This is a genomic window from Streptomyces olivoverticillatus (assembly GCF_014203555.1).
Classification (GTDB): Bacteria; Actinomycetota; Actinomycetes; order Streptomycetales; family Streptomycetaceae; genus Streptomyces; species Streptomyces olivoverticillatus.
In genome coordinates this window covers 578,359-601,408 of record NZ_JACHJH010000002.1, presented here as the reverse complement: position 1 = coordinate 601,408, position 23,050 = coordinate 578,359, and the positions used below count along the sequence as shown (strand labels likewise).

General features: G+C 73.0%; 20 protein-coding genes and 3 tRNA genes. 8 read left to right on the top strand and 15 right to left on the bottom strand.

Annotated elements, in window-relative coordinates:
• Nucleotides 1-111 precede the first annotated feature (111 nt).
• Both FHS39_RS07990 and trxA read right to left on the bottom strand, forming a co-directional pair.
• Nucleotides 112-744, bottom strand: a complete 633-nt coding sequence (locus tag FHS39_RS07990; protein WP_184347721.1) for a histidine phosphatase family protein — start codon at nt 742-744, stop codon at nt 112-114.
• Entirely contained in the window at nt 737-1,129 is a 393-nt protein-coding gene (gene trxA, locus FHS39_RS07985) for a thioredoxin (protein ID WP_184347719.1), read from the bottom strand. Before trxA ends, FHS39_RS07990 begins: the two co-directional genes overlap by 8 nt.
• A 289-nt stretch (nt 1,130-1,418) precedes the next feature.
• On the opposite strand from trxA, the gene FHS39_RS07980 reads away from it, so the two are divergent.
• Nucleotides 1,419-2,363, top strand: coding sequence for a DUF1259 domain-containing protein (locus tag FHS39_RS07980; protein WP_343069432.1), 945 nt, complete (start codon nt 1,419-1,421; stop codon nt 2,361-2,363).
• 125 nt (nt 2,364-2,488) lie between these two features.
• Here the strand turns inward: FHS39_RS07980 and FHS39_RS07975 are convergent.
• The 3 genes from FHS39_RS07975 to FHS39_RS07965 all read right to left on the bottom strand — a co-directional run bounded on the left by FHS39_RS07975 (nt 2,489) and on the right by FHS39_RS07965 (nt 2,905).
• Nucleotides 2,489-2,562, bottom strand: a tRNA-Ile gene (locus FHS39_RS07975).
• A gap of 192 nt (nt 2,563-2,754) precedes the next feature.
• A tRNA-Asn gene (locus tag FHS39_RS07970) sits at nt 2,755-2,827 on the bottom strand.
• 5 nt (nt 2,828-2,832) lie between these two features.
• A tRNA-Asn gene (locus FHS39_RS07965) sits at nt 2,833-2,905 on the bottom strand.
• A 174-nt stretch (nt 2,906-3,079) separates the two neighbouring features.
• Here FHS39_RS07965 and FHS39_RS07960 point away from each other — a divergent pair.
• Together FHS39_RS07960 and FHS39_RS07955 are read left to right on the top strand one after the other, a co-directional pair.
• Nucleotides 3,080-3,367 (top strand): YtxH domain-containing protein, encoded by a 288-nt coding sequence (locus FHS39_RS07960; protein WP_184347715.1) that lies wholly within the window; start codon nt 3,080-3,082, stop codon nt 3,365-3,367.
• A 54-nt stretch (nt 3,368-3,421) separates the two neighbouring features.
• The gene (locus FHS39_RS07955; RefSeq protein ID WP_184347713.1) at nt 3,422-4,855 is read left to right on the top strand and encodes an FGGY family carbohydrate kinase; all 1,434 of its coding nucleotides are present in this window, start codon (nt 3,422-3,424) and stop codon (nt 4,853-4,855) included.
• A 40-nt stretch (nt 4,856-4,895) separates the two neighbouring features.
• Here the strand turns inward: FHS39_RS07955 and FHS39_RS07950 are convergent, their stop codons facing one another.
• The 5 genes from FHS39_RS07950 to FHS39_RS07930 form a co-directional block, all read right to left on the bottom strand.
• Nucleotides 4,896-6,170, bottom strand: a complete 1,275-nt coding sequence (locus FHS39_RS07950; protein WP_425507751.1) for a sigma-70 family RNA polymerase sigma factor — start codon at nt 6,168-6,170, stop codon at nt 4,896-4,898.
• An 87-nt stretch (nt 6,171-6,257) separates the two neighbouring features.
• Nucleotides 6,258-8,159 (bottom strand): DNA primase, encoded by a 1,902-nt coding sequence (gene dnaG, locus FHS39_RS07945; protein ID WP_184347711.1) that lies wholly within the window; start codon nt 8,157-8,159, stop codon nt 6,258-6,260.
• Nucleotides 8,160-8,168: 9 nt separating this feature from the next.
• Nucleotides 8,169-8,648, bottom strand: a complete 480-nt coding sequence (locus tag FHS39_RS07940) for a GNAT family N-acetyltransferase (RefSeq protein ID WP_184347709.1) — start codon at nt 8,646-8,648, stop codon at nt 8,169-8,171.
• A 4-nt stretch (nt 8,649-8,652) separates the two neighbouring features.
• Nucleotides 8,653-9,915 (bottom strand): FAD-dependent oxidoreductase, encoded by a 1,263-nt coding sequence (locus FHS39_RS07935; RefSeq protein WP_184347707.1) that lies wholly within the window; start codon nt 9,913-9,915, stop codon nt 8,653-8,655.
• Between the two features lie 159 nt (nt 9,916-10,074).
• On the bottom strand, nt 10,075-11,406 hold the full coding sequence (locus tag FHS39_RS07930; RefSeq protein ID WP_184347705.1) for a deoxyguanosinetriphosphate triphosphohydrolase: 1,332 nt from the start codon (nt 11,404-11,406) through the stop codon (nt 10,075-10,077).
• 175 nt (nt 11,407-11,581) lie between these two features.
• Here FHS39_RS07930 and FHS39_RS07925 point away from each other — a divergent pair, with 175 nt between their 5' ends.
• Complete coding sequence (locus tag FHS39_RS07925; protein ID WP_184347703.1) at nt 11,582-12,271, top strand: SanA/YdcF family protein; 690 nt, start codon at nt 11,582-11,584, stop codon at nt 12,269-12,271.
• Between the two features lie 22 nt (nt 12,272-12,293).
• Here the strand turns inward: FHS39_RS07925 and FHS39_RS07920 are convergent, their stop codons facing one another.
• The 3 genes from FHS39_RS07920 to FHS39_RS07910 all read right to left on the bottom strand — a co-directional run bounded on the left by FHS39_RS07920 (nt 12,294) and on the right by FHS39_RS07910 (nt 14,925).
• The gene (locus FHS39_RS07920; protein WP_184347701.1) at nt 12,294-13,181 is read right to left on the bottom strand and encodes a trypsin-like peptidase domain-containing protein; all 888 of its coding nucleotides are present in this window, start codon (nt 13,179-13,181) and stop codon (nt 12,294-12,296) included.
• Between the two features lie 216 nt (nt 13,182-13,397).
• Nucleotides 13,398-14,150 carry a sulfite exporter TauE/SafE family protein gene (locus tag FHS39_RS07915; RefSeq protein WP_184348766.1) on the bottom strand — a complete coding sequence of 251 codons (753 nt, stop codon included), beginning with the start codon at nt 14,148-14,150 and terminating at the stop codon, nt 13,398-13,400.
• Nucleotides 14,151-14,277: 127 nt separating this feature from the next.
• On the bottom strand, nt 14,278-14,925 hold the full coding sequence (locus FHS39_RS07910; protein ID WP_184347699.1) for a maleylpyruvate isomerase mycothiol-dependent enzyme family protein: 648 nt from the start codon (nt 14,923-14,925) through the stop codon (nt 14,278-14,280).
• A 115-nt stretch (nt 14,926-15,040) separates the two neighbouring features.
• Here FHS39_RS07910 and FHS39_RS07905 point away from each other — a divergent pair, with 115 nt between their 5' ends.
• Nucleotides 15,041-15,967 (top strand): oxidoreductase, encoded by a 927-nt coding sequence (locus FHS39_RS07905; RefSeq protein ID WP_184347697.1) that lies wholly within the window; start codon nt 15,041-15,043, stop codon nt 15,965-15,967.
• 15 nt (nt 15,968-15,982) lie between these two features.
• On the opposite strand, the gene FHS39_RS25340 is transcribed toward FHS39_RS07905, so the two are convergent.
• On the bottom strand, nt 15,983-16,555 hold the full coding sequence (locus tag FHS39_RS25340) for a hypothetical protein (RefSeq protein WP_246469987.1): 573 nt from the start codon (nt 16,553-16,555) through the stop codon (nt 15,983-15,985).
• Between the two features lie 224 nt (nt 16,556-16,779).
• Here FHS39_RS25340 and FHS39_RS07895 point away from each other — a divergent pair, with 224 nt between their 5' ends.
• On the top strand, nt 16,780-18,657 hold the full coding sequence (locus tag FHS39_RS07895) for an APC family permease (protein ID WP_425507750.1): 1,878 nt from the start codon (nt 16,780-16,782) through the stop codon (nt 18,655-18,657).
• A 46-nt stretch (nt 18,658-18,703) separates the two neighbouring features.
• On the opposite strand, the gene FHS39_RS07890 is transcribed toward FHS39_RS07895, so the two are convergent.
• Nucleotides 18,704-20,677 carry a glycosyltransferase family 2 protein gene (locus FHS39_RS07890; RefSeq protein ID WP_184347688.1) on the bottom strand — a complete coding sequence of 658 codons (1,974 nt, stop codon included), beginning with the start codon at nt 20,675-20,677 and terminating at the stop codon, nt 18,704-18,706.
• A 179-nt stretch (nt 20,678-20,856) separates the two neighbouring features.
• On the opposite strand from FHS39_RS07890, the gene FHS39_RS07885 reads away from it, so the two are divergent.
• Nucleotides 20,857-22,098: an ABC transporter substrate-binding protein gene (locus FHS39_RS07885; protein WP_184347686.1), complete on the top strand. Its 1,242-nt coding sequence runs from the start codon at nt 20,857-20,859 to the stop codon at nt 22,096-22,098.
• A gap of 5 nt (nt 22,099-22,103) precedes the next feature.
• On the top strand, nt 22,104-23,048 hold the full coding sequence (locus tag FHS39_RS07880; protein ID WP_184347684.1) for a carbohydrate ABC transporter permease: 945 nt from the start codon (nt 22,104-22,106) through the stop codon (nt 23,046-23,048).
• Nucleotides 23,049-23,050: the final 2 nt, after the last annotated feature.

Here is a 23,050-nt window from a genome sequence, read left to right as displayed (position 1 = left end):
GCGTGCGGGTCGTTGAGCGAGTCGTAAGGAGTGACCGTAGGGGTCGTAGAGGCCGTACGGGCCGGGGAGGGCCGGGCGCCCTGCGACCGCCCGGCATCCGGCCTTCGATCATCAGGCGCCCGCGCCCCGGCCCCCGGCTGCGACACGCCCGTTCCAGGCGAGCAGCGCCGGGCGCCCGTGCTCGGTGCCGAGCCTGCTGACGGTGCCGGTGTCCAGCCGGAACAGTGCCCCGGCCGAAGGCGGCAGCCCGAGCCTACGGGCCGTCAGCACCCGCAAGAAGTGGCCGTGCGCCACCAGCACCACGTCCCCGGCGCCCGGCTGCCCCAGCCGGGGCCCGATCCGTGCCAGCACCCGGTCCGCGCGGGCCCCGACCTCCGCGGGCGTCTCCCCGGGATGCCCGGACGGCCCCGGCGGCACCCCGTCGTCGAAGAGGAACCAGCCGGGCCGGGTGCGGGAGATCTCGTCCGAGGTCTCGCCCTCGTACCCGCCGTAATCCCATTCGTGCAGGTCGGGGTCGGTGCGTACGTCCTTCAAGCCGGCCAGCTCGGCGGTGCGCACGGCCCGGGACATGGGGCTGGACAGGGCCAGCGCGATGTCCCGCCCGGCCAGCAGCTCCCGCACCCCCTCCGCCTCGCGCTCGCCGTGGGCGGTCAGCGGCTTGTCGGTCCAGCTGGTGTGCCGCCCATTGCGGCTCCACTCGGTCTCGCCGTGCCGCACGAGCAGCAGTTCGCTCGTCTCACTCACCGGCGGGCTCGCCGTCGGCCCGGCTCTGCGCCTGGGCGACGGAGGCCCGTACCTCGTCCATGTCCAGCTCCCTGGCCTGCTTGATGACGTCCTCCAGGGCGGCCTCCGGGAGCGCGCCGGGCTGGGCGAAGACGGCGATGCTGTCCCGCACGATCATCAGCGTCGGGATCGAACGGATCTCGAAGGCGGCGGCCAGTTCGGGCTGGGCCTCGGTGTCGACCTTGGCGAAGACCAGGTCGTCGTGGCGCCCGGCGGCCCGCTCGAAGACCGGCGCGAACTGGCGGCAGGGGCCGCACCACTCGGCCCAGAAGTCGATGAGCACGAATCCGCTGCCGGAGACGATCTCATCGAAGTTGTCCTTGGTGAGCTCCACGGTGCTGCTCATGAGCGCGTACCCGCTTCCGGTGTCTGGACTCGTGCGTTCAGTGTGACTCTGGCGTCCCGGCACGGTAACCGGGGCGTGGGGACGCGTATTCCAAGCGGCGTACTCCACGGGGCAGGGAATATGACGATCCGGACATGATGACGGGGTGGAATTCGGCCAATAACCCGATAACGCGCCACGCCCTTCCTTGGAGGTGCTTCGCATGCCCGGAGACCCGCAACACGGGTTGGAACCGCCTCCGTCCGATCCGGCATCCGGCCCGACGTCCGGCCCGACCCGGCGGCGGCTGGTGATCAGCACCGCACTGATCCCCGCGCTGGCCGGCGCGGCCCAGCTCATCGCCCGCCCCACGGCGGCGGCGGTCGGCCGGAACGACCGGCCGCTCGTCCTGCCGCTGCCCACCACCCAGAACGACTGGCGGGGCGTCACCCGCACGCTCGGCCGCCAGGGCGAGGTGCTGGCCGGCACCGTCTACCGGGTGGCCTTCCTCCGCCGGGACCTGCGGGTCGTCTCCAAAGGGGTGACGATCACGCCGGACCTGGCCGTCGGCTCGTACATCTCCTTCGTCCGCTACGCCGACGGCAGCACGCTGATGATGGGCGACATGGCCGTCCTGGAGACGGAGTTGCAGCACGTCACCGACACGCTGCACGCCCACGGGATCGGGCAGACCGCCCTCCACAAGCACCTGCTGACCCAGAAGCCCGCCATCTGGTGGACACACGTACACGGGCACGGGCACGACGCCGTGGCCCTGGCCCGCGGCCTGCGCGCGGCCCTCGACCGCACCGGCACCCCGCACACCGAGCCTCCCGCCACGAAGGCGCACCGGCTCGACCTCGACACCGCGGGCATCGACGCCGCCCTCCACGCCAAGGGCATCCAGGACGGCCGCATCTACAAGGTCATCTTCGCCCGCCGGGAGCGGATCATCGACGGCTCACGGGTGCTGCCGAAGGGCACGGGCTCCATGACGGCCCTGATCTTCCAGCCGGTCGGTCACGGGCGGGCGGCGATCAACGGCGACTTCGTGCTGGTCGCAAGCGAGGTACAGCGCGTCATCGCGGCCCTGCGCCACGGCGGCATCGACATCGTCTCGCTGCACAGCCACGGCCTGACGGACTCGCCCCGCCTCTTCTACATCCACTTCTGGGCGGTGGACGACGCGGTAAAACTGGCCAGGGTCCTGCACAGAGCCGTATCCACCACCAACGTAAGCCCGCCCCCCGCCTGACGGGTCGCCCAGGGGGCTGAGCGCGGCGGGCCGCCGAATCGACAAAGGGTCGCCACCGGCGAGGTGGCGACCCTTTGGTACGCGAGAGCACAGGACAGAACGTTTCTGCACCTACAGCGCGTGAGTGGGGCGGGTGGGACTCGAACCCACGGCCGACGGATTATGAGTCCGCTGCTCTAACCGGCTGAGCTACCGCCCCGTTCACGGCGCGTCGCGCACATCTGTGCGCGCCGTCTGCCGCAGCATAGCCGCTCATACGATCTGTTGCCCCGGGTGGGCCGTATCGTGTGACCTGTCTGACCTTGAGGACTTCGATCACGGCCGTACGGTTCCGCCCCGGTGCGAAGAACGGACATGAAAAAGGGCCCCCGAGGGGGCCCTGATCCATCTGCTCCCCCGACTGGACTCGAACCAGTAACCTGCCGGTTAACAGCCGGCTGCTCTGCCAATTGAGCTACAGGGGACCGCGCTCCCCCGACTGGACTCGAACCAGTAACCTGCCGGTTAACAGCCGGCTGCTCTGCCAATTGAGCTACAGGGGATTGCTGCGATTGCCTCGAATGCACCTTCGCTCGGTCTCCCGGGCGGCGTGCGCTCGCTGCGACACATACATTAGCGCAAGCAGGGGGGTGCTCCGCCAATCGGTGCCCCGGGAGTGACCTTCGGCCCGGCCGGGTAGGCGCGGAGCACGGGCCCCGAGGGAAGGATGGAGCGCGATGCGCTACCGGCTGACGTTCATCACCGGAGCCGCTGTCGGGTACGTGCTCGGCGCGCGGGCCGGGCGCGAGCGGTACGAGGAGCTGCGCAAGGCGGCCCGCCGGATCGCGCAGAATCCGGCCGTGCGCAACACCGCCGAGTCGGCTGCGCAGAACGGCCGGGCGCTGGCCTCCCGGGCCGCCGACAAGGTCGGCGGGCGGCTGCCGGGGTCGGTGAGCGACCGCATCCGCTCCCTGCGCGAGCAGCGCGTGGCCGACGAGGACGACTGGGGCACCAGCAACACCTGATGCAACTCCCGCCCGGATGCGGTGTATGCCCTTGAGGTTTGGCATCATCTCGGCATGGGCATAGTCGCCGGATTGGACAGTTCCTCCGACAGCACACGGATCGTCGTGTGCGACACGGACACGGGTGCCGTGCTCCGGCATGGATACGCCTCGCATCCCCCCTCCGCCGCCGACGGCGATCCGCAGGCCTGGCTGATGTCGCTGGGCGAGGCGGCCGGGGGCGGACTGCTGGAGGGCGTGCAGGCCATCGGCGTCTCCGCCCAGCAGCAGGGGCTGATCACCCTGGACGCCGGCGGCGTGCTCGTACGCCCCGCGCTGCTCGGCAACGACAAGCGCGTGCAGGCCTCGGCGGCCGATCTGACCGACGCGCTCGGCGGCCGGGCCGCGTGGGCGGAGGCGGTCGGGACAGTGCCGCAGGCCGGGCAGGCCGTGGCGAAGCTGCGCTGGCTCGCCCGCAACGAACCGGAGTCGGCGGCCCGGGTGGCGGCCCTGCTCCAGCCGCACGACTGGCTGGTCTGGCAGCTGCTGGGGCGGCCTCTGCGGCGGACCACCGACCGCGGCGACGCCTCCGGCACGGGCTTCTGGTCCGCGGCGACCGGCGCCTGGCGCCCCGATCTGGTGGAGCTGGCGCTCGGCCGGCAGGCCACGCTGCCCGATGTGCTCGGCCCCGCCGAGGCCGCCGGACACACCCCCGAGGGGCTGCTGATCTCCGCCGGTACGGGCGAGACGATGGCGGCGGCCTTCGGCCTGGGCGTGGGCCTGGGCGACGCGGTGATCTCCCTGGGCGCCTCCGGCTCCGTCTTCTCCGTCCACCACTCCGCGCTCGCGGACACCACCGGCACCATCACCTCCTTCGCGGACGCGACCGGCATGCACCTGCCCGTGGTGCACACCCTCAATGCCGTCCGCGTGCTGCGCGGCACTGCCGAGCTGCTCGGCACGGACCTGGCCGGCCTCTCCGAGCTGGCGATGCACTCCTCCCCCGGCTCCTACGGGCTGGTGCTGCTGCCGTACCTGGAGGGCGAGCGCACCCCGCAGCTGCCGCACACGGCCGGCACCCTGACCGGGCTCCGGCGCGAGAGCATGAAGCCGGAGCACCTGGCGCGGGCCGCGTTCGAGGGCATGCTGTGCGGGCTGACGGACGCGCTGGACGTGCTGCGCGGGCGCGGCGTCGAGGTGCGGCGGGTCTTCCTGCTGGGCGCGGCGGCCGAGCTGCCGGCCGTGCAGGCGATCGCGCCGTCGCTGTTCGGCACGCAGGTGGTCGTGCCGCAGCCCGCGGACTACGCGGCGCTGGGCGCGGCCCGGCAGGCCGCGTGGGCGCTGGGCGTGCAGCAGGGCGTGCTCTCGCCGCAGCAGCCCCCGCTGTGGCCGTCCGTGGCCGGGCACGCCTTCGAGCCGGGCGAGGACCTGGCGGTGGGGCAGGCGGTGCGGCAGCAGTACACGACCGTGCGCGAGCAGACCCATCCGGGAGCGTTCCAGGCCGGCTGACGCTTCGGCGGCGGCCGGACGCGAGTCGGTCCGGCGCGAGTCAGTCCAGGTAGCCGCGCAGCTGGTCCGCGAAGGCGTGGTCGCGCAGCTTGTTGAGGGTCTTGGACTCGATCTGGCGGATGCGCTCGCGCGTGACGCCGAAGATCCGGCCGATCTCCTCCAGGGTGCGCGGCCGCCCGTCGACGAGCCCGTAGCGCAGCTGCACGACCTTGCGCTCGCGCTCGCCGAGGGTGGAGAGCACCGCCTCCAGGTGTTCGCGCAGCAGCAGGAAGGCGGCCGACTCCACGGGGGAGGTCGCGTCGCCGTCCTCGATGAGGTCGCCGAGCGCGACGTCGTCCTCCTCGCCCACGGGCGCGTGCAGCGAGACCGGTTCCTGAGCCAGGCGCAGCACTTCGCTGACGCGCTCCTCGGAGAGGTCGAGGTGGAGGGCGACCTCTTCGGCGGTGGGTTCGTAGCCGCGCTCCTGGAGCATCCGGCGCTGGACGCGCACCACGCGGTTGATCAACTCCACGACGTGGACGGGGACCCGGATCGTACGGGCCTGGTCGGCGAGGGCGCGGGACATGGCCTGGCGGATCCACCAGGTCGCGTACGTCGAGAACTTGTAGCCCCGGGCGTAGTCGAATTTCTCAACTGCCCTGATGAGCCCAAGGTTTCCCTCCTGTACGAGGTCGAGCATGGTCAGCCCGCGGCCGATGTAGCGTTTGGCGACGGAGACGACGAGCCTCAGATTGGCCTCGATCAGGCGGCGTTTGGCCATCCGGCCGAGGACCACCAGCCGGTCGAGGTCGAGGGCGAGCTGGGTGTCGAGGTCGGGGGTGCTGCTCAGCTTCTCCTCGGCGAACAGCCCTGCTTCGACGCGGCGGGCGAGCTCCACCTCCTCCACTGCCGACAGCAGCGGGATGCGGCCGATCTCGCGGAGGTACTGGCGGAAGAGGTCGGAGGAGGGGCCGCTGGTGTCGGCCCGTGCGGTCCGTTCCGGGGTCGCGTCCTCGGTGAAGGCCGGGGGCTCGGACGCGGGCGGCTCGGCCTGCTGTGGCACGGTCGGTGCCGGTTCGGCCAGGGCCTGAGGCAGGGTCGGGGTCCGGGTCTGCACGGGGGCGACCTCCAGGGTGATCGCTGCTGAGGCGGCAGAACATTCGGGCGCGGCGGCTGCCGGGGCGCCGCCCGTGCCGGGGATCCGGAGCGGCTTCGCGGGAGATTCCGGGTCCAGCCGACCGGACCGCCGCGCTCCGAGGACTTGAGGCACCGCCCACCAGTGTGGGGCACGACGCGGGCCCGCCACGAGGGGCGTGCGCTCACTTTCTGAGCCCATACCGTGACCGCTTGCTTACAATCCGGCGGTCCGGCGGACGGCGTAGACGGCTAGGCGGACGGCCGAGGGGACGACCGCGAGGAACGGCTAGAGCGCAGCCGCGCCGCGGTCCTTCAGGGACTTGCCGTACTGCTGGAGGACCCACAGCTCGTTCTGCACGGCGGCCAGGTGCTCGGGGTCCGCCTGGGCGCCCAGGCGGACCAGCATCGCCTGTACGTCCCCGATCCGGCGCTCCACGGCCCGCAGCCTGACCTGGACGAGCTGCACGCCGGCGTAGACCTCGTCCACGTTCTTGTTGTGGATGGCCTCGACGGCGAGCTCCGTGACGAGGGAGCGCACCGTGTCGTCCGGGGCGGCCTCGCGGACCTTGGCCAGGTAGTCCGGGCCGGCGTCGGTGACGCCGCCGGCTTCCTCGACGGCGTGGCGGACGACCGCGTAGGGCGGTGCGGTGAACTCGTCCTCCCCGTAGGCGTCGAAGGCGGGGGCGACGAGCTCGGGGCGCTGCAGGGCGAGCTTGAGGAGCTCCCGCTCGGTGCGGTGGGCAGGGCTGCGCAGGTTGAGTGCGGGGCCGCGTGGGGCGGGCTGCTGGGGTGCGGGCGCGGCGGGCGGCGCACCGCGGTGCTGCGCGCGCCCCTGTTCGGGGCGCTGGCCGCGCTCGCGGGCCCAGCGGGCCAGCTGGCCGACGCGGCGGACGACGAACTGGGTGTCGAGGATGCCGAGCATGCCGGCGAGCTGGACGGCGTACTCGTGCTGGATGGCGCTGTTCTTGATGTTCGCCACGATGGGGGCCGCGGCCTCCAGGGCGGCGGCGCGGCCCTCGGCGGTGTCGAGGTTGTGCCGGGCGACGACCTGGCGGATGGCGAAGGCGAACAGCGGGGTGCGGGCGTCGACGAGCGACTGGACGGCGGCGTCGCCCTGGGCCAGGCGCAGCTCGCAGGGGTCCATGCCGCCGGGGGTGATGGCGATGGAGGTCTCGGCGGCGAACTTCTGGTCGTCCTCGAAGGCGCGGAGCGCGGCCTTCTGCCCGGCGGCGTCGCCGTCGAAGGTGAAGACGACCTCGGAGCCGGAGTTGTCCATCAGCAGCCGGCGGAGGATCTTGATGTGGTCGCCGGCGAAGGCGGTGCCGCAGGTGGCGATGGCGGTGGTGACCCCGGCGAGGTGGCAGGCCATGACGTCGGTGTAGCCCTCGACGACGACGGCGCGGTTGGTCTTGGCGATGTCCTTCTTGGCGAGGTCGATGCCGTAGAGGACCTGGGACTTGCGGTAGAGCGGGGTCTCGGGGGTGTTGAGGTACTTGGGTCCGGTGTCGTCGTCACGCAGCTTGCGGGCGCCGAAGCCGATGACCTCTCCGGTGATGTCGCGGATGGGCCACATCAGGCGGCCGCGGAAGCGGTCGATGGGGCGGCCGCCCCGGCTCTCCTGGGCGAGGCCGGAGAGGATCAGCTCCTTGTCGCTGAACCCCTTGCCGCGCAGGAAGCGGGTGAGGTGGTCCCAGCCGGCGGGGCTGTAGCCGACGCCGAAGTGCTGGGCGGCGGCCTGGTCGAAGCCGCGCTCGGCGAGGAACCTGCGGCCGATCTCGGCCTCCGCGCCGTCGAGCTGCTCGACGTAGAACTTCGCGGCGTGCTTGTGCGCCTCGACGAGGCGGATGCGCTCGCCCTGCTGGCGGCCCGGGGTGTAGCCGCCCTCCTCGTAGCGCAGGGTGATCCCGGCCTGGGAGGCGAGGCGCTCGATGGTCTCGGCGAAGGAGAGGTGGTCGATCTTCATGACGAAGTCGACGGTGTCCCCGCCCTCCTGGCAGCCGAAGCAGTAGAAGAGCCCCTTGGCGGGGCTGACCTGGAAGGAGGGGGACTTCTCGTCGTGGAAGGGGCAGAGCCCCTTGAGATTGCCGCCGCCCGCGTTGCGCAGCTGGAGGTACTCGGACACGACGGCGTCGATCGGGACCGCGTCCCGGACCGCCCTCACATCGTCATCGTTGATCCTGCCTGCCACGCGTGAAGTCTACGGCCCGGCACCGACATCCCCGCCCGCCGCCTTGATCACGAACACCTGGTGCGGGCCGATGCCCGGCACGGTGAACTCCTCGCCGCGCACGGTGAAGCCGTGGTGCTCGTAGAAGCCGCGGGCGGAGGTCCGCCCGGTGCACCACACCAGGCCGGCCCCGCGGGCCGCGGCCTCGGCGAGGCCCGCCCGCAGGACGGCGACGCCGTAGCCGCGGCCGCGCACGGCCGGGTCGCTGGCCATGCCGCGGAAGCGGTACGCCTCCTCCCCGGTGCCCGGCAGGGGCTCGGGGAGGAAGGTGACGCAGGCGCGGACCGCCCCCGCCGCGTCGTAGGCCGCGATGTGGAAGGTCTTCGCCCCGGCGTCCTCGGGGAAGGCGGCCGCCTCGGCGGGCAGGCCGGGCCGCAGCACGGCGTGCCGCAGGGCGAAGATCTCCGAGACGGGCACCAGCGCGGTGTGCGGTGAGGGGGCTGCGGGCATCGGGCTACGGCGCCAGCGAGTCCAGCGCCACCGCCGGATCCGCCAGGGCGTCCGGGTCGGGGCGGGCGCCGGAACGGATCAGCTGCTGGATGCTCTCCGTGACGTCCCACACATTCACGTTCATCCCCGCCAGCAGCCGGCCCTCGCTCAGCCAGAAGGCGATGAACTCGCGCTTGCCCACGTCTCCCCGGCAGACCACCTGGTCGTACGAGCCGGGGGGCGCGTAGCCCGAGTACTCCAGGCCGATGTCGTACTGGTCGGAGAAGAAGTACGGCACGCGGTCGTAGGAGACCTCCCGGCCCAGCATGGCGCGGGCGGCGGCGGGGCCGCCGTTGAGTGCGTTGGCCCAGTGCTCGACGCGCAGCCGGGTGCCCAGCCAGGGGTGCTCGGCCGCGGCGACGTCACCGGCGGCGTAAATGTGGGGGTCGGAGGTGCGCAGCGAGGCGTCGACGGCGACGCCTCCGCCGTCGGCGTGGTCGACGAGGGCGAGGCCCGCGGCCTCGGCGAGGGCGGTGCGCGGGGCGGCGCCGATCGCGGCGAGGACGGCGTGCGCGGGGTGCTCCTCGCCGTCGTCGGTACGGGCGGCCAGGACCATGCCGTCCTGCCCGGCGATCTCGGTGAGGCGGGCGCCGAAGTGGAAGCGGACGCCGTGCTCGCTGTGCAGGTCGGTGAAGAGCGCGCCGAGTTCGGGGCCGAGGACGGTGTGCAGCGGGGTGGGCTCGGGCTCGACGACGGTCACCTCGGCGCCGTAGCCGCGGGCGGCGGCGGCCACTTCCAGGCCGATCCAGCCCGCGCCCGCGATGACGAGGTGGCCGTTGTCCCGGCCGAGGGAGGACAGCACGCCGCGCAGCCGCTCGGCGTGGGCGAGGCGGCGCAGGTGGTGCACGCCGGCCAGGCCGGTGCCGGGGACGTCCAGACGGCGGGGCTCGGCGCCGGTGGCCAGCAGCAGCTTGTCGTAGTGGATGAGGGTGCCGTCGCCCAGGGTCACGGTCCGCGCGGCGCGGTCGAGGTGGACGGCGGGCTGGCCGAGGTGCAGCTCGATGTCGGCCTGGGCGTACCAGGCGGGTTCGTGGACGAACACGCTCTCGCGGGCGGCCTGCCCCGTGAGGTAGCCCTTGGAGAGCGGCGGGCGCTCGTAGGGGTGCTCGCGCTCGTCACAGACGAGGATCACCCTGCCGGTGAAGCCCTCCTGCCGGAGGGTCTCGGCGGCCTTCGCGCCCGCCAGGCCTCCTCCGACGATGACGAACGTCTGGTGTGCGTCCACCACTTGCTGCCTCCTCGCTGCCGCGCAGAACCTCTGCGCCGTGCGTCCGCGTTGACGGCCCCCGGTAGAGACCCGGGTGGAAAAGCGCCACTGCCGAGCCTCCCGCACGGAGCGTGCCGCCGGTAGAGGGAGTACCCCGTGCGGGCCGGTGGCCGCAAGGGGTCACCCGCCCCCGGCGTGCCGTATCCCGGTGAGGCGGGCGTGCAGGGAGCGGGCGGAGCTGTCGGTGAGGGCCGCGATCTGGTCGACGACGGCCCGCAGTCTGCCCGCGTCCCCGTCGGCCTCGGTGAACAGCGAGCGGAACTGCGGGTCGAGGCCCTCGGGGGCGCGGGCGACGAGCGCCTCGGCGAGCTCGGCGATGACGATGCGCTGGTCGGCGCGGAGCTTCTCCTGGTCCGGGCGCTGTATGACGTACCGGTCGGCGACGGCCTTGAGCACCGCGCACTCCAGGCGGGTCTCGCGGGGCACGACGAGCCCGGCCCGGTACCGGGTCAGTCTGCCAGTGCCCCACGTCTGCCGGGTGGCGCTCTCCGCCGCGAGGCAGAAGCGGCCGATCAGCTGGCTGGTGGCGTCCTTGAGGCGGGCCTGGGCGACGACCGAGCCGTCGTAGCCGTGGGGCCACCACTCCTGGCCGAGCAGGCGGTCGAGGGCCTCGGCCAGCTCGTCGGGCGCGGCATCGGGGGCGTAGCGGGCGGTGGCGACGGCGAACACCTCGCGGCGCTCGGCGTCGGCGAGGAGCACATTGGGGTCGAGGTGGCCCGCGTGCAGGCCGTCCTCGACGTCGTGCACCGAGTAGGCCACGTCGTCGGCCCAGTCCATGACCTGGGCCTCGAAGCTCTGGCGGTGCTGCGGGGCGCCCTGGCGCAGCCAGGTGAAGACGGGGACGTCGTCGGCGTAGACGCCGAACTTGCGGGAGGCGGGGCGGTCGGGGTGGCCGCCGCGCGGCCAGGGGTATTTGGTGGCGGCGTCGAGGGCGGCCCGGGTGAGGTTGAGGCCGACGCTGACGAGCTCGCCGGTGCGGGGGTCGGGGACGAAGCGCTTGGGCTCCAGGCGGGTGAGCAGGCGCAGCGACTGGGCGTTGCCCTCGAAGCCGCCGCAGGCCGCCGCGACCGTATCGAGCGCCCGCTCGCCGTTGTGCCCGAAGGGCGGGTGGCCGAGGTCGTGGGCCAGGCAGGCGACCTCGACCAGGTCGGGGTCGCAGCCGAGCGCGGCGCCCAGCTCCCGGCCGACCTGGGCGCACTCCAGGGAGTGGGTCAGCCGGGTGCGGGGGCTGGCGTCCCAGGCCTGGGGGCTCACGCCGGGGGTGACGACCTGCGTCTTGCCCGCGAGGCGGCGCAGCGCGGCGGAGTGCAGCACCCGGGCCCGGTCGCGCTGGAAGGCGGTGCGGCCTGGCCGCTTGTCGGGCTCGGGCGCCCAGCGCTCCAGGTCCGATGCCTCGTATCCGGCGATGCCGGACTGCTCCGCCGCGGGTGGTGCCGTGCCTGTGCCGTTCATACCCCCGACGGTAGCCCCAGGGTCTGACAGCGGCGATGCCCGTGGGTCCGGGCGGCCGTGGCGGGAACCGCGGGGCGCCGTGCGGCGTTTTTGATCCCGTCGTCGATCTTCGGCGAACGGTCACGGCACGTGGTCACGGCAAGCGGTTGGACCAGGGCGAACGGGGGAGGTCGGCATGGCACGGATGCCCAAGGTGCGGTTGCGGCTGCCGGTGACCAGGCGTGGGAAGCGGCGGCTGCTGCAGGGTGCGGTGGCGGGCTGCGTGCTGGCCCTGCTGCCCGCCACCTGGGTGTACGCGGCGGCGGCGCCGCGCGTGCGGGACGTCGGCGACGTGCCGTCCGCGCCGGTGGCGATGGTCTTCGGCGCGGGTCTGTGGGAGGGCAAGCCGTCCCCGTACCTGGCGCACCGGCTGGACGCGGCGGTGCGGCTGTACCGGGAGGGCAAGGTCCGGGTGGTGCTGGTGACGGGCGACAACAGCCGGGACGACTACGACGAACCGGACGCGATGCGCACGTACCTGACGAAGCACGGGGTGCCCGCCTCCCGCATCGTCAACGACTTCGCGGGCTTCGACACCTGGGACTCCTGCGCCCGTGCCCGGCGCGTCTTCGGGGTGAAGCAGGCGGTGCTGATCAGCCAGGGCTTCCACATACGCCGCGCGCTGGCGCTGTGCGAGGCGGCGGGCATCGATGCGTACGGGGTCGGGGTCGACGCCGTGCACGACGTCACCTGGTACGCGGGTGGGGCCCGCGAGGTCTTCGCCTCGGGCAAGGCCGCGCTGAACGCGCTGGTCCGGCCGAGCCCGCAGTTCCTGGGCCCGCACGAGCCGGGGGTGGAGCGGGCGCTGGCGGCGGACGGGCGCTGAGCGACGGGGGCCGGGGACGGGGTCAGTCCCGCTTGGGCTCGCGGCCGTTTATGGCGTCCAGGTAGAGCTTGAAGATCTCGTCGTCGTTTATGGGGCTGTAGGAGACCTTGGCGCTGTCGTCGCCGTCGGGCCCGCCGCCGTTGAGGCCGCCGAGGACGCCCACCAGGTCGCCCGTCTTCGTCTTCTCGTTGAAGTGGGTGAGCCAGGGGCTGCCGGAGGTGCCGGAGAAGAAGCCGTCGCAGTTCATGCGCAGCTGCTTGCGGTCTTCCAGCCGGCTGGTCATGGCGGTGCAGCGGATGGCCTGGTCGGCCGGGTCGTCGTCGGCGCTGGGGTAGCCGATGACGGTGACGCGGTTGGTGTAGCCGGGGGTGCGCACGAGGCGGTTGGCACCGGTGACGCGCTCGATCTGTCTGCCGCGGATGTCAGGCTTGACGGTGGCGAAGGCGAAGTCGAGGTCGGAGGCCGCGCCGGAGTCGTCGCGCCGGGGGTCGACGAAGGTGCGCTCCACGGGCCAGACGCCGTAGGGCTGTTTGCTCGATCCCTGCTGGTAGTCGGGGACGAAGGCGGCGTCGTCGCCGAAGGAGCAGTGCCCGGCGGTGACGATCAGATTGCCCTTGGGGCTGTGCACCACGCTGGCCGTGCAGTGGTGGTTCTTCATGTCGTCGCCGGTGTAGAAGAGGATCCCGACGGACGGGACGCCGTCGAAGTGGCGGGCGCTGCCCGTGATGCGCTGCGCGTCGGTCCTGGCGTCGGCATCGGCGCCGTCCCCGTCGTCGCTCGCGTCCGCCGGGCGGGAGGGACCCCAGAACCGGCGGGCCTCGTCGCTCGACCAGCTGCCGTCCCGGCCGTGCCCGCCGGCGCCCTTGGGCACGGCGGCCGCGAGGGCGACGACATAGAGACCCGCGAGCACGGCCCGGCCCCACCGGGCCCGGCTCCACCGGGTCCACCGGGAGAAACGCACTGGCACCCCCACCACGTCAGGAAGGTAGTCGACAGGCTAACCGCAATGGCCGGGATCCGGCGCACCCCGGACTGTTTTCCGCACAGTCGGTAGTACGAATGATCGACAAATAGACCCCACGAGCCTCTCGGTGTCCGAGTTCACCCATCCGCCCCACAGTTCGTATCATCCGCCCCATTGGTCGTAGCCCAGCTTGCACACCAGCGACACCACGACCACGAGCAACACCACGCGGACGAATCCGCTCCCCCGCTTGAGCGCCATCCGCGCCCCCACCGCCCCGCCGACGAGGTTGCACACGGCCATGGGTGCGGCGATCTGCCACAGCACCGAGCCCTGGATCCCGAACGTGACCAAAGCCCCCACGTTGGTGCAGACGTTGACGATCTTCGCCGTGCCGGAGGCCGTCACCAGGTCCATGTGCAGGATCGCGACGAGCGCCAGCACGAGGAAGGTGCCGGTGCCGGGGCCTATCAGCCCGTCGTAGAAGCCGATGCCCAGGCCCGCCCCGAGCACCGCCCCGGCCATGCGCCGCCGGCTGACGGGCCCGCCGGGCGCGGCGGCGGTGCCGAAGGACGGCCGCAACAGGACGAAGGCCAGGACGGCCAGCAGCACCGCCATGATCAGGGGCCGCAGGACGGCGCTGTTGATGCCGGAGGCGAAGAAGGCCCCGGCGAGCGAGCCGCCGAGCGCGGCGAGCCCGATGCGCAGGGCCGTCCGGATGTCCAGGGTCGCCTTGCGCATGTAGGCGAAGGCGGCGGCGGTCGTGCCGCAGATGGCGACGGCCTTGTTCGTCCCGAGGACCTGCGCGGGCGCCATCTGGGGCAGCCCCACGAGCAGCGCGGGCAGTTGCAGCAGGCCGCCGCCGCCCACCACGGCGTCGATCCACCCTGCGGCGAGCGCGGCGAGGCACAGCATCAGCAACGTCGTCAGCGATATGTCGGGGCTCACCGGCGAGATCGTACGGGCACCGGGAGAACGGGCGGAGCCGTGCCCGTACGGACCGGCCAGTCACGGCAGTTGAGCCTTCCCGGTGCCCCTCGGGTCAGTCGAGGGGGGCGCTGTGCCACCGCCAGGGGGCGCCGTCCGATTCCAGGCGGCCGGTGGCCCGGAGCAGGGCGCGGTAGGGGTCGCCGTCGGCGGGCACGTCGGGGAAGAGCCGGGCCAGCGTCCGCCCGCACAGATCGGCAGGCGGCTCCCAGGCGACGCCGAGACCTTGGGCGATGTCATGGGCGTGCACCAGCGCCTCCACGATCCCCATGGCGGCGAAACCCTCGGGGTCGGCGAGCCCGAAGGTGTGATAGCCCCGGGTCCGGGGCGGCTTGGTCCGCACCACGGCCGCCAGCAGACCCGTGCACCCCTCCAGCACCTGTATCAGCCCGTCCGGGCCGTCGCCACGCTCGACGTGAATGGTCTCCTTGGGACCACCGGGACGCAGCTCGCTCAGCACGGTGGGCAGATATCCCGTCTGCGGCGGTGCGGGCGGGGCGAGTTGGAGGGCGTAACAGAACATGTCGTCGGCGAGATGCTCGACGGTCTCCCAGCAGTCCCACTCGAGCGAACCGGCGGGCTTGCCCCAACGGTCCTCGGGCGCACCGCGGAAGGCGGCGACGGCCAGGCGGACGACCTCTTCGAGGTCATCGGCGGTGACGGGGGTGCGTGGCGTACGGGCTGAACTCTGCGTCTCCGACATGGGCGTGACCGTATCAATGAGCGAGTCGGGCACCTGGCGTGCGGGTCGCCCACCTCGCCCGGTTACGCTGCCCCAAGGGCTACCCCCGTGCCGATCGCAGAGGAGTGCGGCAGAGATGACGGGCTGGACCGCGGGCGACATCGCCGATCAGAGTGGGCGCATCGTCGTGGTGACCGGGGCCAACAGCGGGATCGGATACGTCACCGCCCGGGAGCTGGCGCGGCGTGGGGCGCGGGTCGTGCTGGGGTGCCGGGATGCCACGCGGGGCAAGGCCGCCGAGGAGTTGATGCGGGCTCAGGCGCCGGGCGCCGACGTGCGGTTCGCGCAGCTGGATCTGGCCGATCTCGCCTCCGTGCGCGCCTTCGCCGAGGCGCTCCCCGAGGACCGGGTGGACGTGCTCGTCAACAACGCCGGGGTGATGGCGCTGCCGCACCGGCGGACGGTCGACGGGTTCGAGATGCAGTTCGGCACCAACCACCTCGGGCACTTCGCGCTCACCGGCCTGCTGCTGCCGCGGCTGCGGGACGCCGGGGAAGGGGCGCGCGTGGTGACGGTCTCCAGCGGGCTGCACTGCCTGGGCACGGTCGACCCGCGCGACCTGCAGATGGACGACCGGTACCGGCGCTGGATCGCCTACGGGCGGTCCAAGAGCGCCAATCTGCTCTTCGTGCACGAGCTTTCGCGGCGGCTGGCCGCCGAGGGCTCGCCCATCGTGGCGGCCGCCGCGCATCCGGGGTACGCGGCGACCAATCTGCAGACCGCCGGGGTGCGCATGGAGGAGCGGGCCCTGGCGGAGCGGGCGGTGGCGCTGCTCAACCGCGCCGTGGCGCAGAGCGCCGAGGACGGCGCCCTGCCCTCGCTGTACGCCGCCACGGCGCCCGGGGTGCGGCCGGACGACTTCTTCGGGCCGCGCGTGCTGCAGTGGCGCGGGGCGCCGGCCCGTTCGCCGCGGGCCGCGTGGACGCGGGACGACAAGGCGAGCCGCGGATTGTGGGCGGTCTCCGAGCGGCTGACGGGCGTCACGTACGACTGGAAGGGCTGACCCCATCGGCTGGGCTCAGCCCTCCAGCAGCGCCCGCGCCCCCTCGTCGTCTATCCGCCGGGCCAGTGCGGCCAGCGGCACCGCGCCTTCGCGCAGCAGGCCCCGCTCCCGGGAGCGCCGGGTCCCGGCGTCCAGCTGGTGCCACAGCAGCGGGTTGGCGACGAGCACGCGCGGGTCCAGCTCCACCCGCCCGCCGCCCGCGTCCCGCAGCACCAGCCGGGGCGCCACGCCGTCCGCGCGCCGGAGCTGGGTGAGCAGGTCCGTCCGTACGCGCCGCTCGCGCAGCAGGCCCCGTACCGCCAGCCAGCCGTCGCCGGCCGTGACGCGGTCCGGGCGCAGTACGGCGACGAGCGCGGCGCCGATGGCCACCCAGCAGCAGCCGCGCATCCAGTCCAGCCCGCCGCGGGCCTGGTCGGCGGTGAGGAGGACTGCGGCGAGGGCCGCGCCGTAGCCCCAGGCGGTCCTGGCTTCACGGTGCCAGCCGCGGTCCCAGGCGAGGACCTCGCCGGGCGGCGGGGGGCGCAGTTGTGCGCCGCGGTGATCGAGTCTGTGTGTGCGCAGTGGCAGCAATGGCAGTCGCCGTCCCATGGTCGTGACGCTAGGGCCGCCGCGTCGACAGTCCGTCAGGTCTTGATGGTCCGCTGACGCTGCATGAGGCAAATCTGACGCACCTCTGACGCCCGGCGGGGAAGCCGCGCCAAGAACGCGTCAAGATCACGCCGCAGGGCGCCAAGACGCCGCCAAGGCCGCTCGCGGGCCTCGCGGGCCGGGCGCACGCTGGTCTTCCGCACGTCACGGAGGTACCACGAAAGATGTCCATGCCGGTCAATACGGACGAGCCCGCCGCGGGAACCGGTGAGGAACCGCCGGATACCGGCGCCGCGACAGCCGGGCCGGAGGAGCGGCACCGGCTGACCGCGACCCAGGGACTGGCGGCGCTCTCCCTGGACGCGATGGCGTCGGTGGCGTACGGGCCCGAGGCGATCGTCCTGGTGCTGGCCGCGGCCGGGGCGCACGGCCTGGGGTTCACGCTCCCGGTCACCTTGGCGATCGCCGCCCTGCTGGCCGTGCTCGTGGCCTCCTACCGGCAGGTCATCGCTGCGTTCCCGGACGGCGGCGGCTCGTACGCGGTCGCCAAGCGGCATCTGGGCCGGCGCACCAGCCTGATCACCGCGGCCTCCCTGGTGCTGGACTATGTGCTGAACGTGGCGGTGTCGGTCACCGCCGGGGTCGCGGCCCTGACCTCCGCCTTCCCCTCGCTCTACGGCGACCGGACGTGGCTCTGCCTGGGCGTGCTCGCCCTGGTCACGGGGGTGAACCTGCGGGGCATCGCGGAATCGGCCAAGGCGTTCGTCGTGCCGACCGCCGTCTTCGTCGGCTCGATCCTCGTACTGATCGTCGTGGGCCTCTTCCGTACCGCTCCCGTCAGCACCGAGGCCGCCGCCGGGCATGCGTCCGCGCTCGGCGGGAACGCCACCGCCGTCGGCGCGCTCCTGCTGCTGAAGGCCTTCGCGGCCGGGTGTTCCGCACTGACCGGCGTCGAGGCCGTGGCCAACGCGGTGCCGTCCTTCCGTGCCCCGCGTGCCAGGCGCGCACAGCGCACGGAGGTGGCCCTCGGTGCACTGCTGGGCGTCATGCTGATCGGCCTGTCGGTCCTCATCGGCCGTTTCCATCTCCAGCCGGTCGAGGGCGTGACCGTCCTCGCCCAGCTCGCGGACGCCTCGCTCGGCCACAACTGGGCCTTCTACGTCGTCCAGTTCGCGACGGTGGTGCTGCTGGCGCTGGCGGCCAACACGTCGTTCGGCGGGCTGCCCGTGCTGATGAGCCTGCTCGCCCGGGACAACTACCTGCCGCACGTCTTCGCCCTCAAGGCCGACCGCCAGGTCCACCGGCACGGCGTGCTCGCGCTCGCCGCCGTCTCCGCGCTGCTGCTCGTCCTCTCGGGCGGTGACGTCAACACCCTGGTGCCGCTCTTCTCGATCGGCGTGTTCGTCGGCTTCACCATCTGCCAGGTGGGCATGGTCCGGCACTGGCGACAGGAACGTTCCGTCGGGTGGCGCGGCAAGGCGCTGCTCAACGGCTTCGGTGCGCTGCTCACGGGCGTTTCGGCCGTCGTCGTCACGGCGACGAAGTTCGCGGAAGGCGCCTGGCTGATCGTCCTCGCGCTGCCGCTGCTGGTGGCGGCCTTCGAGGCCGTCCACCGCGCCTACGCGACGATCGGCGAGCGCCTGGAGCTGGGCCGGGTGCCCGAGCCGCCGCGCCGCTGCCACTCCGTGGTCGTCGTGCCCGTTTCCTCTCTCTCCCGGCTGACCAGCAAGGCGCTGACCGCCGCGGTCTCGCTCGGCGACGAGGTCGTGGCGGTGACGGTCGCGCAGCCGGATGCGGAGGGGCGGCGGGCCGCGGAGTCGCTGGGCCGCGACTGGGAGCTGTGGAACCCCGGCGTCGAGCTGGTCGAACTGCCCGCTCCCAGCCGCGCCTTGGGCCGCCCGATCGTCACGTACGTACGCGAGCTGTCCGACCGGCACCCCGACACCCGGGTCACCGTGCTCATCCCCGAGGTCGAGCCCGCGCACCTCTGGCAGCGGCTGCTGCAGAACCAGCGCGGCGCGGTCGTCGCCCACGCGGTGCGCCGGGACACCGACGCGGTGATCTGCAGGCTGCGGTTCCGGATAGCGCCCCAGACGGGCTGATCCCCCAGCCCAAGAAGCAGCGGGGCCCGGCCCGGGGAAGCGGCGGTCAGCCGGACCGTCGCGCCAGGCGCGCCCGTACTGCCTTGACCAGCTCCACCCTGCCGACCCGCAGGGTCAGCGCGTCCTGCCCGGTCACCGGCTTGGCGTACCAGGGCAGGCCCAGGCGCCGCCAGCGCACGGCCTTGAGCGCCGGCTGCGGCGGTACGGGCAGGGTCCACTCCTTGCCCGCGACGGCCAGGCGCAGCGTGAGCCGCCACTCGCCGGCGGCGTCGAAGGGCAGCAGGGCCTTGAAGGTGCCGTCGGAGACGGGCACCGTCACCTCGGCGCCCCGCGGGCCCTCGGCCCGTACGGTCAGCGCGCCTTCCGGCCGGGCGGCGAGCGTGCAGCGCCCGGTGACGGCGAGGGTGGCGGGCGCGTCCGGCGACCAGGCGGCGCCGGTCACGCGCAGGCGGGGCAGGACGCGGTGGCGGGTCTCGCCGAGGTCCAGGGTGAGGTTGCCGTACGGCTTGGTGGTGTAGAGCGCGGCCGCGGTACCGGCGGCGGTGACGACGGTGGTCGTCGAGGTGGGGACGGACTCGGCGCGGCGGCTGCCCAGGCGGGCCTCCTTGACGACGTCCTGGGCGGACACGGCCAGGGATATGTCCCACAGGCCGTCGGGCAGCGGCGCGCCGTCGGCGGCGGTGGCGAGGTCCACGGAGGCGTCGAAGCCGCCCTCCTCGTCCGTGCGGCGCACGGGCAGGCGGTGTTCGCCGTCCGAGCCGCGCCTGCGCAGGATGAGCTCGGCGCCGGCCTCGCGGTCGGGTATGCGGTCCACGGTGGCATGCCCGGTGAGGCGGAGGGTCCCGGCGGCGTCCAGCTGTGCCGACTCGACGAGGTGCTGGGCGCGCAGCTCGGCGGTGATGTCGTAGCAGTCGTCGGGGACGTTCAGCGTGGTGTCGCGGAAGTAGGGGTACCGGGCGTAGGCGCGGCCGTTCTCGGCGAGGACCTCCGGCCCGGCGTCGGCGGTGGCGGACAGCGTGGTGATGCCGTAGCTGGCCGCGCCCCGGTCCAGCTCCCACCGGACCAGTGTCAGCAGCTCGTCCAGGAGGCCGTGGGCGATGAGGTGGCAGCGCAGCCGGACCACGGCGGGGAGCCGAGCGGCCAGGCCCTCGTGCCAGTAGGGCGCGATCATGTCGCCCAGCTCGGCGAGGAGCTTGGCCTGGACGTCGCGGTGGGGCTCGCGGGAGAGCTGCAGGACCGCGTCGCGCAGTTCGACGGCGAAGTGCCGGTGCAGGAGGGTGTCGCGGTCGGTGCCGGGGGCCACGCGGGCGGCGACGAGTTCCGTCATCATCCGGAACAGGTCCATGCGCATCCGCGTGCCGTGCGGCTGCGCGGTGATGTTGTTGCCGTCCTCGCGCGCCACCCAGTACAGGCAGTCGTAGTCCGCGACGACGGATATCGCGGCGGCTTCGAGGTAGGCGGTGGCGGTGAAGGGCTGGTCCTCGCCGATCGACAGGCCGGTGTCGAAGCGGAGGCCGAGCCGGTCGACCAGCGCGCGCCGGAACAGCTTCATCGGGTTGAGCGTCCAGTAGACCCTGGAGGCGAAGACGTCGGTCTTGGGCTGGTTCCGGCCGAACATCGACCGCGGGGCCCGGCGCCCGCCCTCGCCGACGATCCGGCCGAGGACGACGTCGGAGCCGTTCTCGTCTGCGGCGGTGACCATGCGCTCCAGCGCCTCGGGGCCCAGGTGGTCGTCCGAGTCGAGGAAGAAGACGTAGCGGCCGGCCGCCTGGTCCAGGCCCAGGTTGCGCGGGCCGGCCGGGCCGCCGGAATTCGGCTGGTGGATCACGCGCAGCTGCGGCGCCCCGGCCGCCAGGCGGTCCAGCTCGGCCGCCGTGCCGTCCGTCGAACCGTCGTCGACCGCTATCACCTCGATCCGGTCCGCGCCGAGGGTCTGGCCGAGGACGGAGGTGACGCTGCGCGTCACGTAGGGCATGGCGTTGTACGCGGCGATGATCACCGTGACGTCGGGGCCGGGCATGTGGCGCGCTCCGTTCCTGCGGTACAGGGCGTGGGCCGGTTCCGCCGGCACTGGATCAATCAGGATATACGAGGCTCGAAACCGCGTTCTAGATCCGTGATCTCCCCTCCCCCGCCGTCCATCGATCCGTACGATCACAGGCGACCGGACCGCCCAACCCATGCGAGGGGGACAGCGACATGCCGATCAACCGCAGACAGCTCCTGACCGGCGGCACGGGGCTCGCCCTGACCGCCGCGTGCGGCTCCAACACCGGCCGCGGAGGCGGCGGTTCACGACCCCGTCTTTCCCAGTGGTACCACCAGTACGGCGAGGCCGGCACCCGGCAGGCGGTGGCCCGCTACGCCGCCGCCTACCCGGACGCCGACGTCCGCGTCGAATGGCGGCCCGGCAACTACGACCAGCAGACCGCGGCCGCCCTGCTCACCGACGCAGGTCCCGATGTCTTCGAGGTCAACGGCCCCACCCTGGACCAGATCCGGGGCGGCCAGGTCGCCGACCTCACCGATCTCCTCCAGGGCGTGAAGGACGACTTCGACCCCGTCGTCCTCGCCCAGAAGACCCACGACGGACGCGTCTGGGGCATCCCCCAGACCATCGACACCCAGCTCCTCTACTACCGCAAGAGCCTGCTGGACGCGGCGGGCGTACGGCCCCCGCACAGCCTCGACGAACTCGTCGACGCCGCGCGCAGGCTCACCGACCGCAGGACGAAGGGCCTCTTCCTCGGCAACGACGGCGGCCCCGGCGCCCTGGACGGCACCCCGCTCTACGCGGCCGGGCTCTCCTTCGTCACCCCCGAGGGCAAGCCGGGCTTCGACGACCCGGCCGCCGCCCGCACCCTCGGCAAGCTCCACCGGCTCTGGGCCGACAAGTCCCTGCTGCTCGGCGCGCCCGCCGACTGGTCCGACCCCTCCGCGCTCATCCAGGGGCTCACCGCGATGCAGTGGTCCGGCCTCTGGGCGCTGCCGCAGATCCGCAAGGCGCTGGGCGACGACGTCGGCGCGCTGCCCTTCCCGCCGGACGGCCCGGCCGGAAAGCCCGCCGTGCCGGTCGGGGCGTACGCCAGCGCCGTCAGCACCCGCGGCGCCCACCGGGACCAGGCCAAGGCGTTCGTACGGTGGCTGTGGGTGCAACGCACCGACTACCAGCAGGACTTCGCGCTCTCCTACGGCTTCCACATCCCCGCCCGCACCTCGCTGGCCCGCAAGGCCACGGCGCTCACCCAGGGGCCCGCAGCCGAGGCGGCGCACTTCACCCGGGCCTACGGCTACGCCCAGCCCCTGCTGTGGACCACCGCCGCCCAGACCGCCTACCGCGACGCGCTCACCCGCATCGTCAAGGACGGCGCCGACCCCGAGAGCCAGCTGAAGGCGGCCCTGCGCACGGCCGAGGCCGAGCTGCGCCGGGTACGGGCGTGACGGCCGTGACGACAGCGACCACGGCGGCAAGGAACCGCAGGAAAGGGAACCACAGGAAGCGGAACCATACCCTCTGGTTCTGGATTTTCGTCGGGCCGTTCGCGGCCGGCCTCGCCCTCTTCACCTACGTCCCGCTCGGCTGGAGCGTCTACCTCAGCTTCTTCGACGCCCACAACACCGTCACGCCCAGCGACTTCACCGGCCTGGACAACTACGCCGCGATGCTGGCCGACCCCGCCTTCCGCTCCTCGCTGGCCACCTTCGCACTCTTCACCGCCTTCATCGTCCCCGCCACCTACGCGCTCTCCCTGGCGCTGGCCCTGGCCGTGAACCGGCTGCGCTTCGCGCAGGCGTTCTTCCGGTCGGTCTTCTTCCTGCCGGCCGCCTGCTCCTACGTCGTCGCGGCGCTGGTGTGGAAGCTGTCGCTCTTCAACGGGGTCCGCTTCGGGCTGGCCAACACCGTCCTCGGCTGGTTCGGCGCCGAGCCCGTCGCCTGGCTCGCGGGCACCGACCCGCCCTGGTACTGGCTGGTCCTCGTCACCGTCCGGCTGTGGCTGCAGACCGGCTTCTACATGGTGCTCTTCCTCGCCGGGCTCCAACGCATCCCGCCCCGGCTCTACGAGGCGGCCGCGCTGGACGGTGCCCGGCCCGGCTGGCAGACCTTCCGCCACATCACCTTCCCCGCCCTGCGCGCCACCTCCGTGGCGGTGGTGCTGCTGCTGGTCATCGGCGCCTTCCAGGCCTTCGACGAGTTCTACAACCTGCTCTCGGACGCCCGCGGTTACCCGCCCTACGCCCGCCCGCCGCTGGTCTACCTCTACTACACCGCCCTCGGCCAGGGGCAGAACCTCGGCCTGGGCAGCGCGGGCGCCGTGATCCTCGCGCTGGTGATCGCCGTGGTCACCGTCGCCCAGGCACGTCTGACCGGCCTCGGCCGCAAGGAGGAGTGATC

What these genes read in the sequence shown, in the direction of transcription:
- FHS39_RS07885 (WP_184347686.1), top strand. Translation starts at nt 20,857, where the DNA reads ATGCCGATCAACCGCAGACAGCTCCTGACCGGCGGCACGGGGCTCGCC.
- FHS39_RS07925 (WP_184347703.1), top strand. Translation starts at nt 11,582, where the DNA reads ATGGCACGGATGCCCAAGGTGCGGTTGCGGCTGCCGGTGACCAGGCGT.
- trxA (WP_184347719.1), bottom strand. Translation starts at nt 1,129, where the DNA reads ATGAGCAGCACCGTGGAGCTCACCAAGGACAACTTCGATGAGATCGTC.
- FHS39_RS07915 (WP_184348766.1), bottom strand. Translation starts at nt 14,150, where the DNA reads ATGCTGTGCCTCGCCGCGCTCGCCGCAGGGTGGATCGACGCCGTGGTG.
- FHS39_RS07955 (WP_184347713.1), top strand. Translation starts at nt 3,422, where the DNA reads ATGGGCATAGTCGCCGGATTGGACAGTTCCTCCGACAGCACACGGATC.
- FHS39_RS07950 (WP_425507751.1), bottom strand. Translation starts at nt 6,170, where the DNA reads ATGGGCTCAGAAAGTGAGCGCACGCCCCTCGTGGCGGGCCCGCGTCGT.
- FHS39_RS07895 (WP_425507750.1), top strand. Translation starts at nt 16,780, where the DNA reads ATGTCCATGCCGGTCAATACGGACGAGCCCGCCGCGGGAACCGGTGAG.
- FHS39_RS07930 (WP_184347705.1), bottom strand. Translation starts at nt 11,406, where the DNA reads ATGAACGGCACAGGCACGGCACCACCCGCGGCGGAGCAGTCCGGCATC.
- FHS39_RS07960 (WP_184347715.1), top strand. Translation starts at nt 3,080, where the DNA reads ATGCGCTACCGGCTGACGTTCATCACCGGAGCCGCTGTCGGGTACGTG.
- FHS39_RS25340 (WP_246469987.1), bottom strand. Translation starts at nt 16,555, where the DNA reads ATGGGACGGCGACTGCCATTGCTGCCACTGCGCACACACAGACTCGAT.
- FHS39_RS07910 (WP_184347699.1), bottom strand. Translation starts at nt 14,925, where the DNA reads ATGTCGGAGACGCAGAGTTCAGCCCGTACGCCACGCACCCCCGTCACC.
- FHS39_RS07905 (WP_184347697.1), top strand. Translation starts at nt 15,041, where the DNA reads ATGACGGGCTGGACCGCGGGCGACATCGCCGATCAGAGTGGGCGCATC.
- FHS39_RS07940 (WP_184347709.1), bottom strand. Translation starts at nt 8,648, where the DNA reads ATGCCCGCAGCCCCCTCACCGCACACCGCGCTGGTGCCCGTCTCGGAG.
- FHS39_RS07890 (WP_184347688.1), bottom strand. Translation starts at nt 20,677, where the DNA reads ATGCCCGGCCCCGACGTCACGGTGATCATCGCCGCGTACAACGCCATG.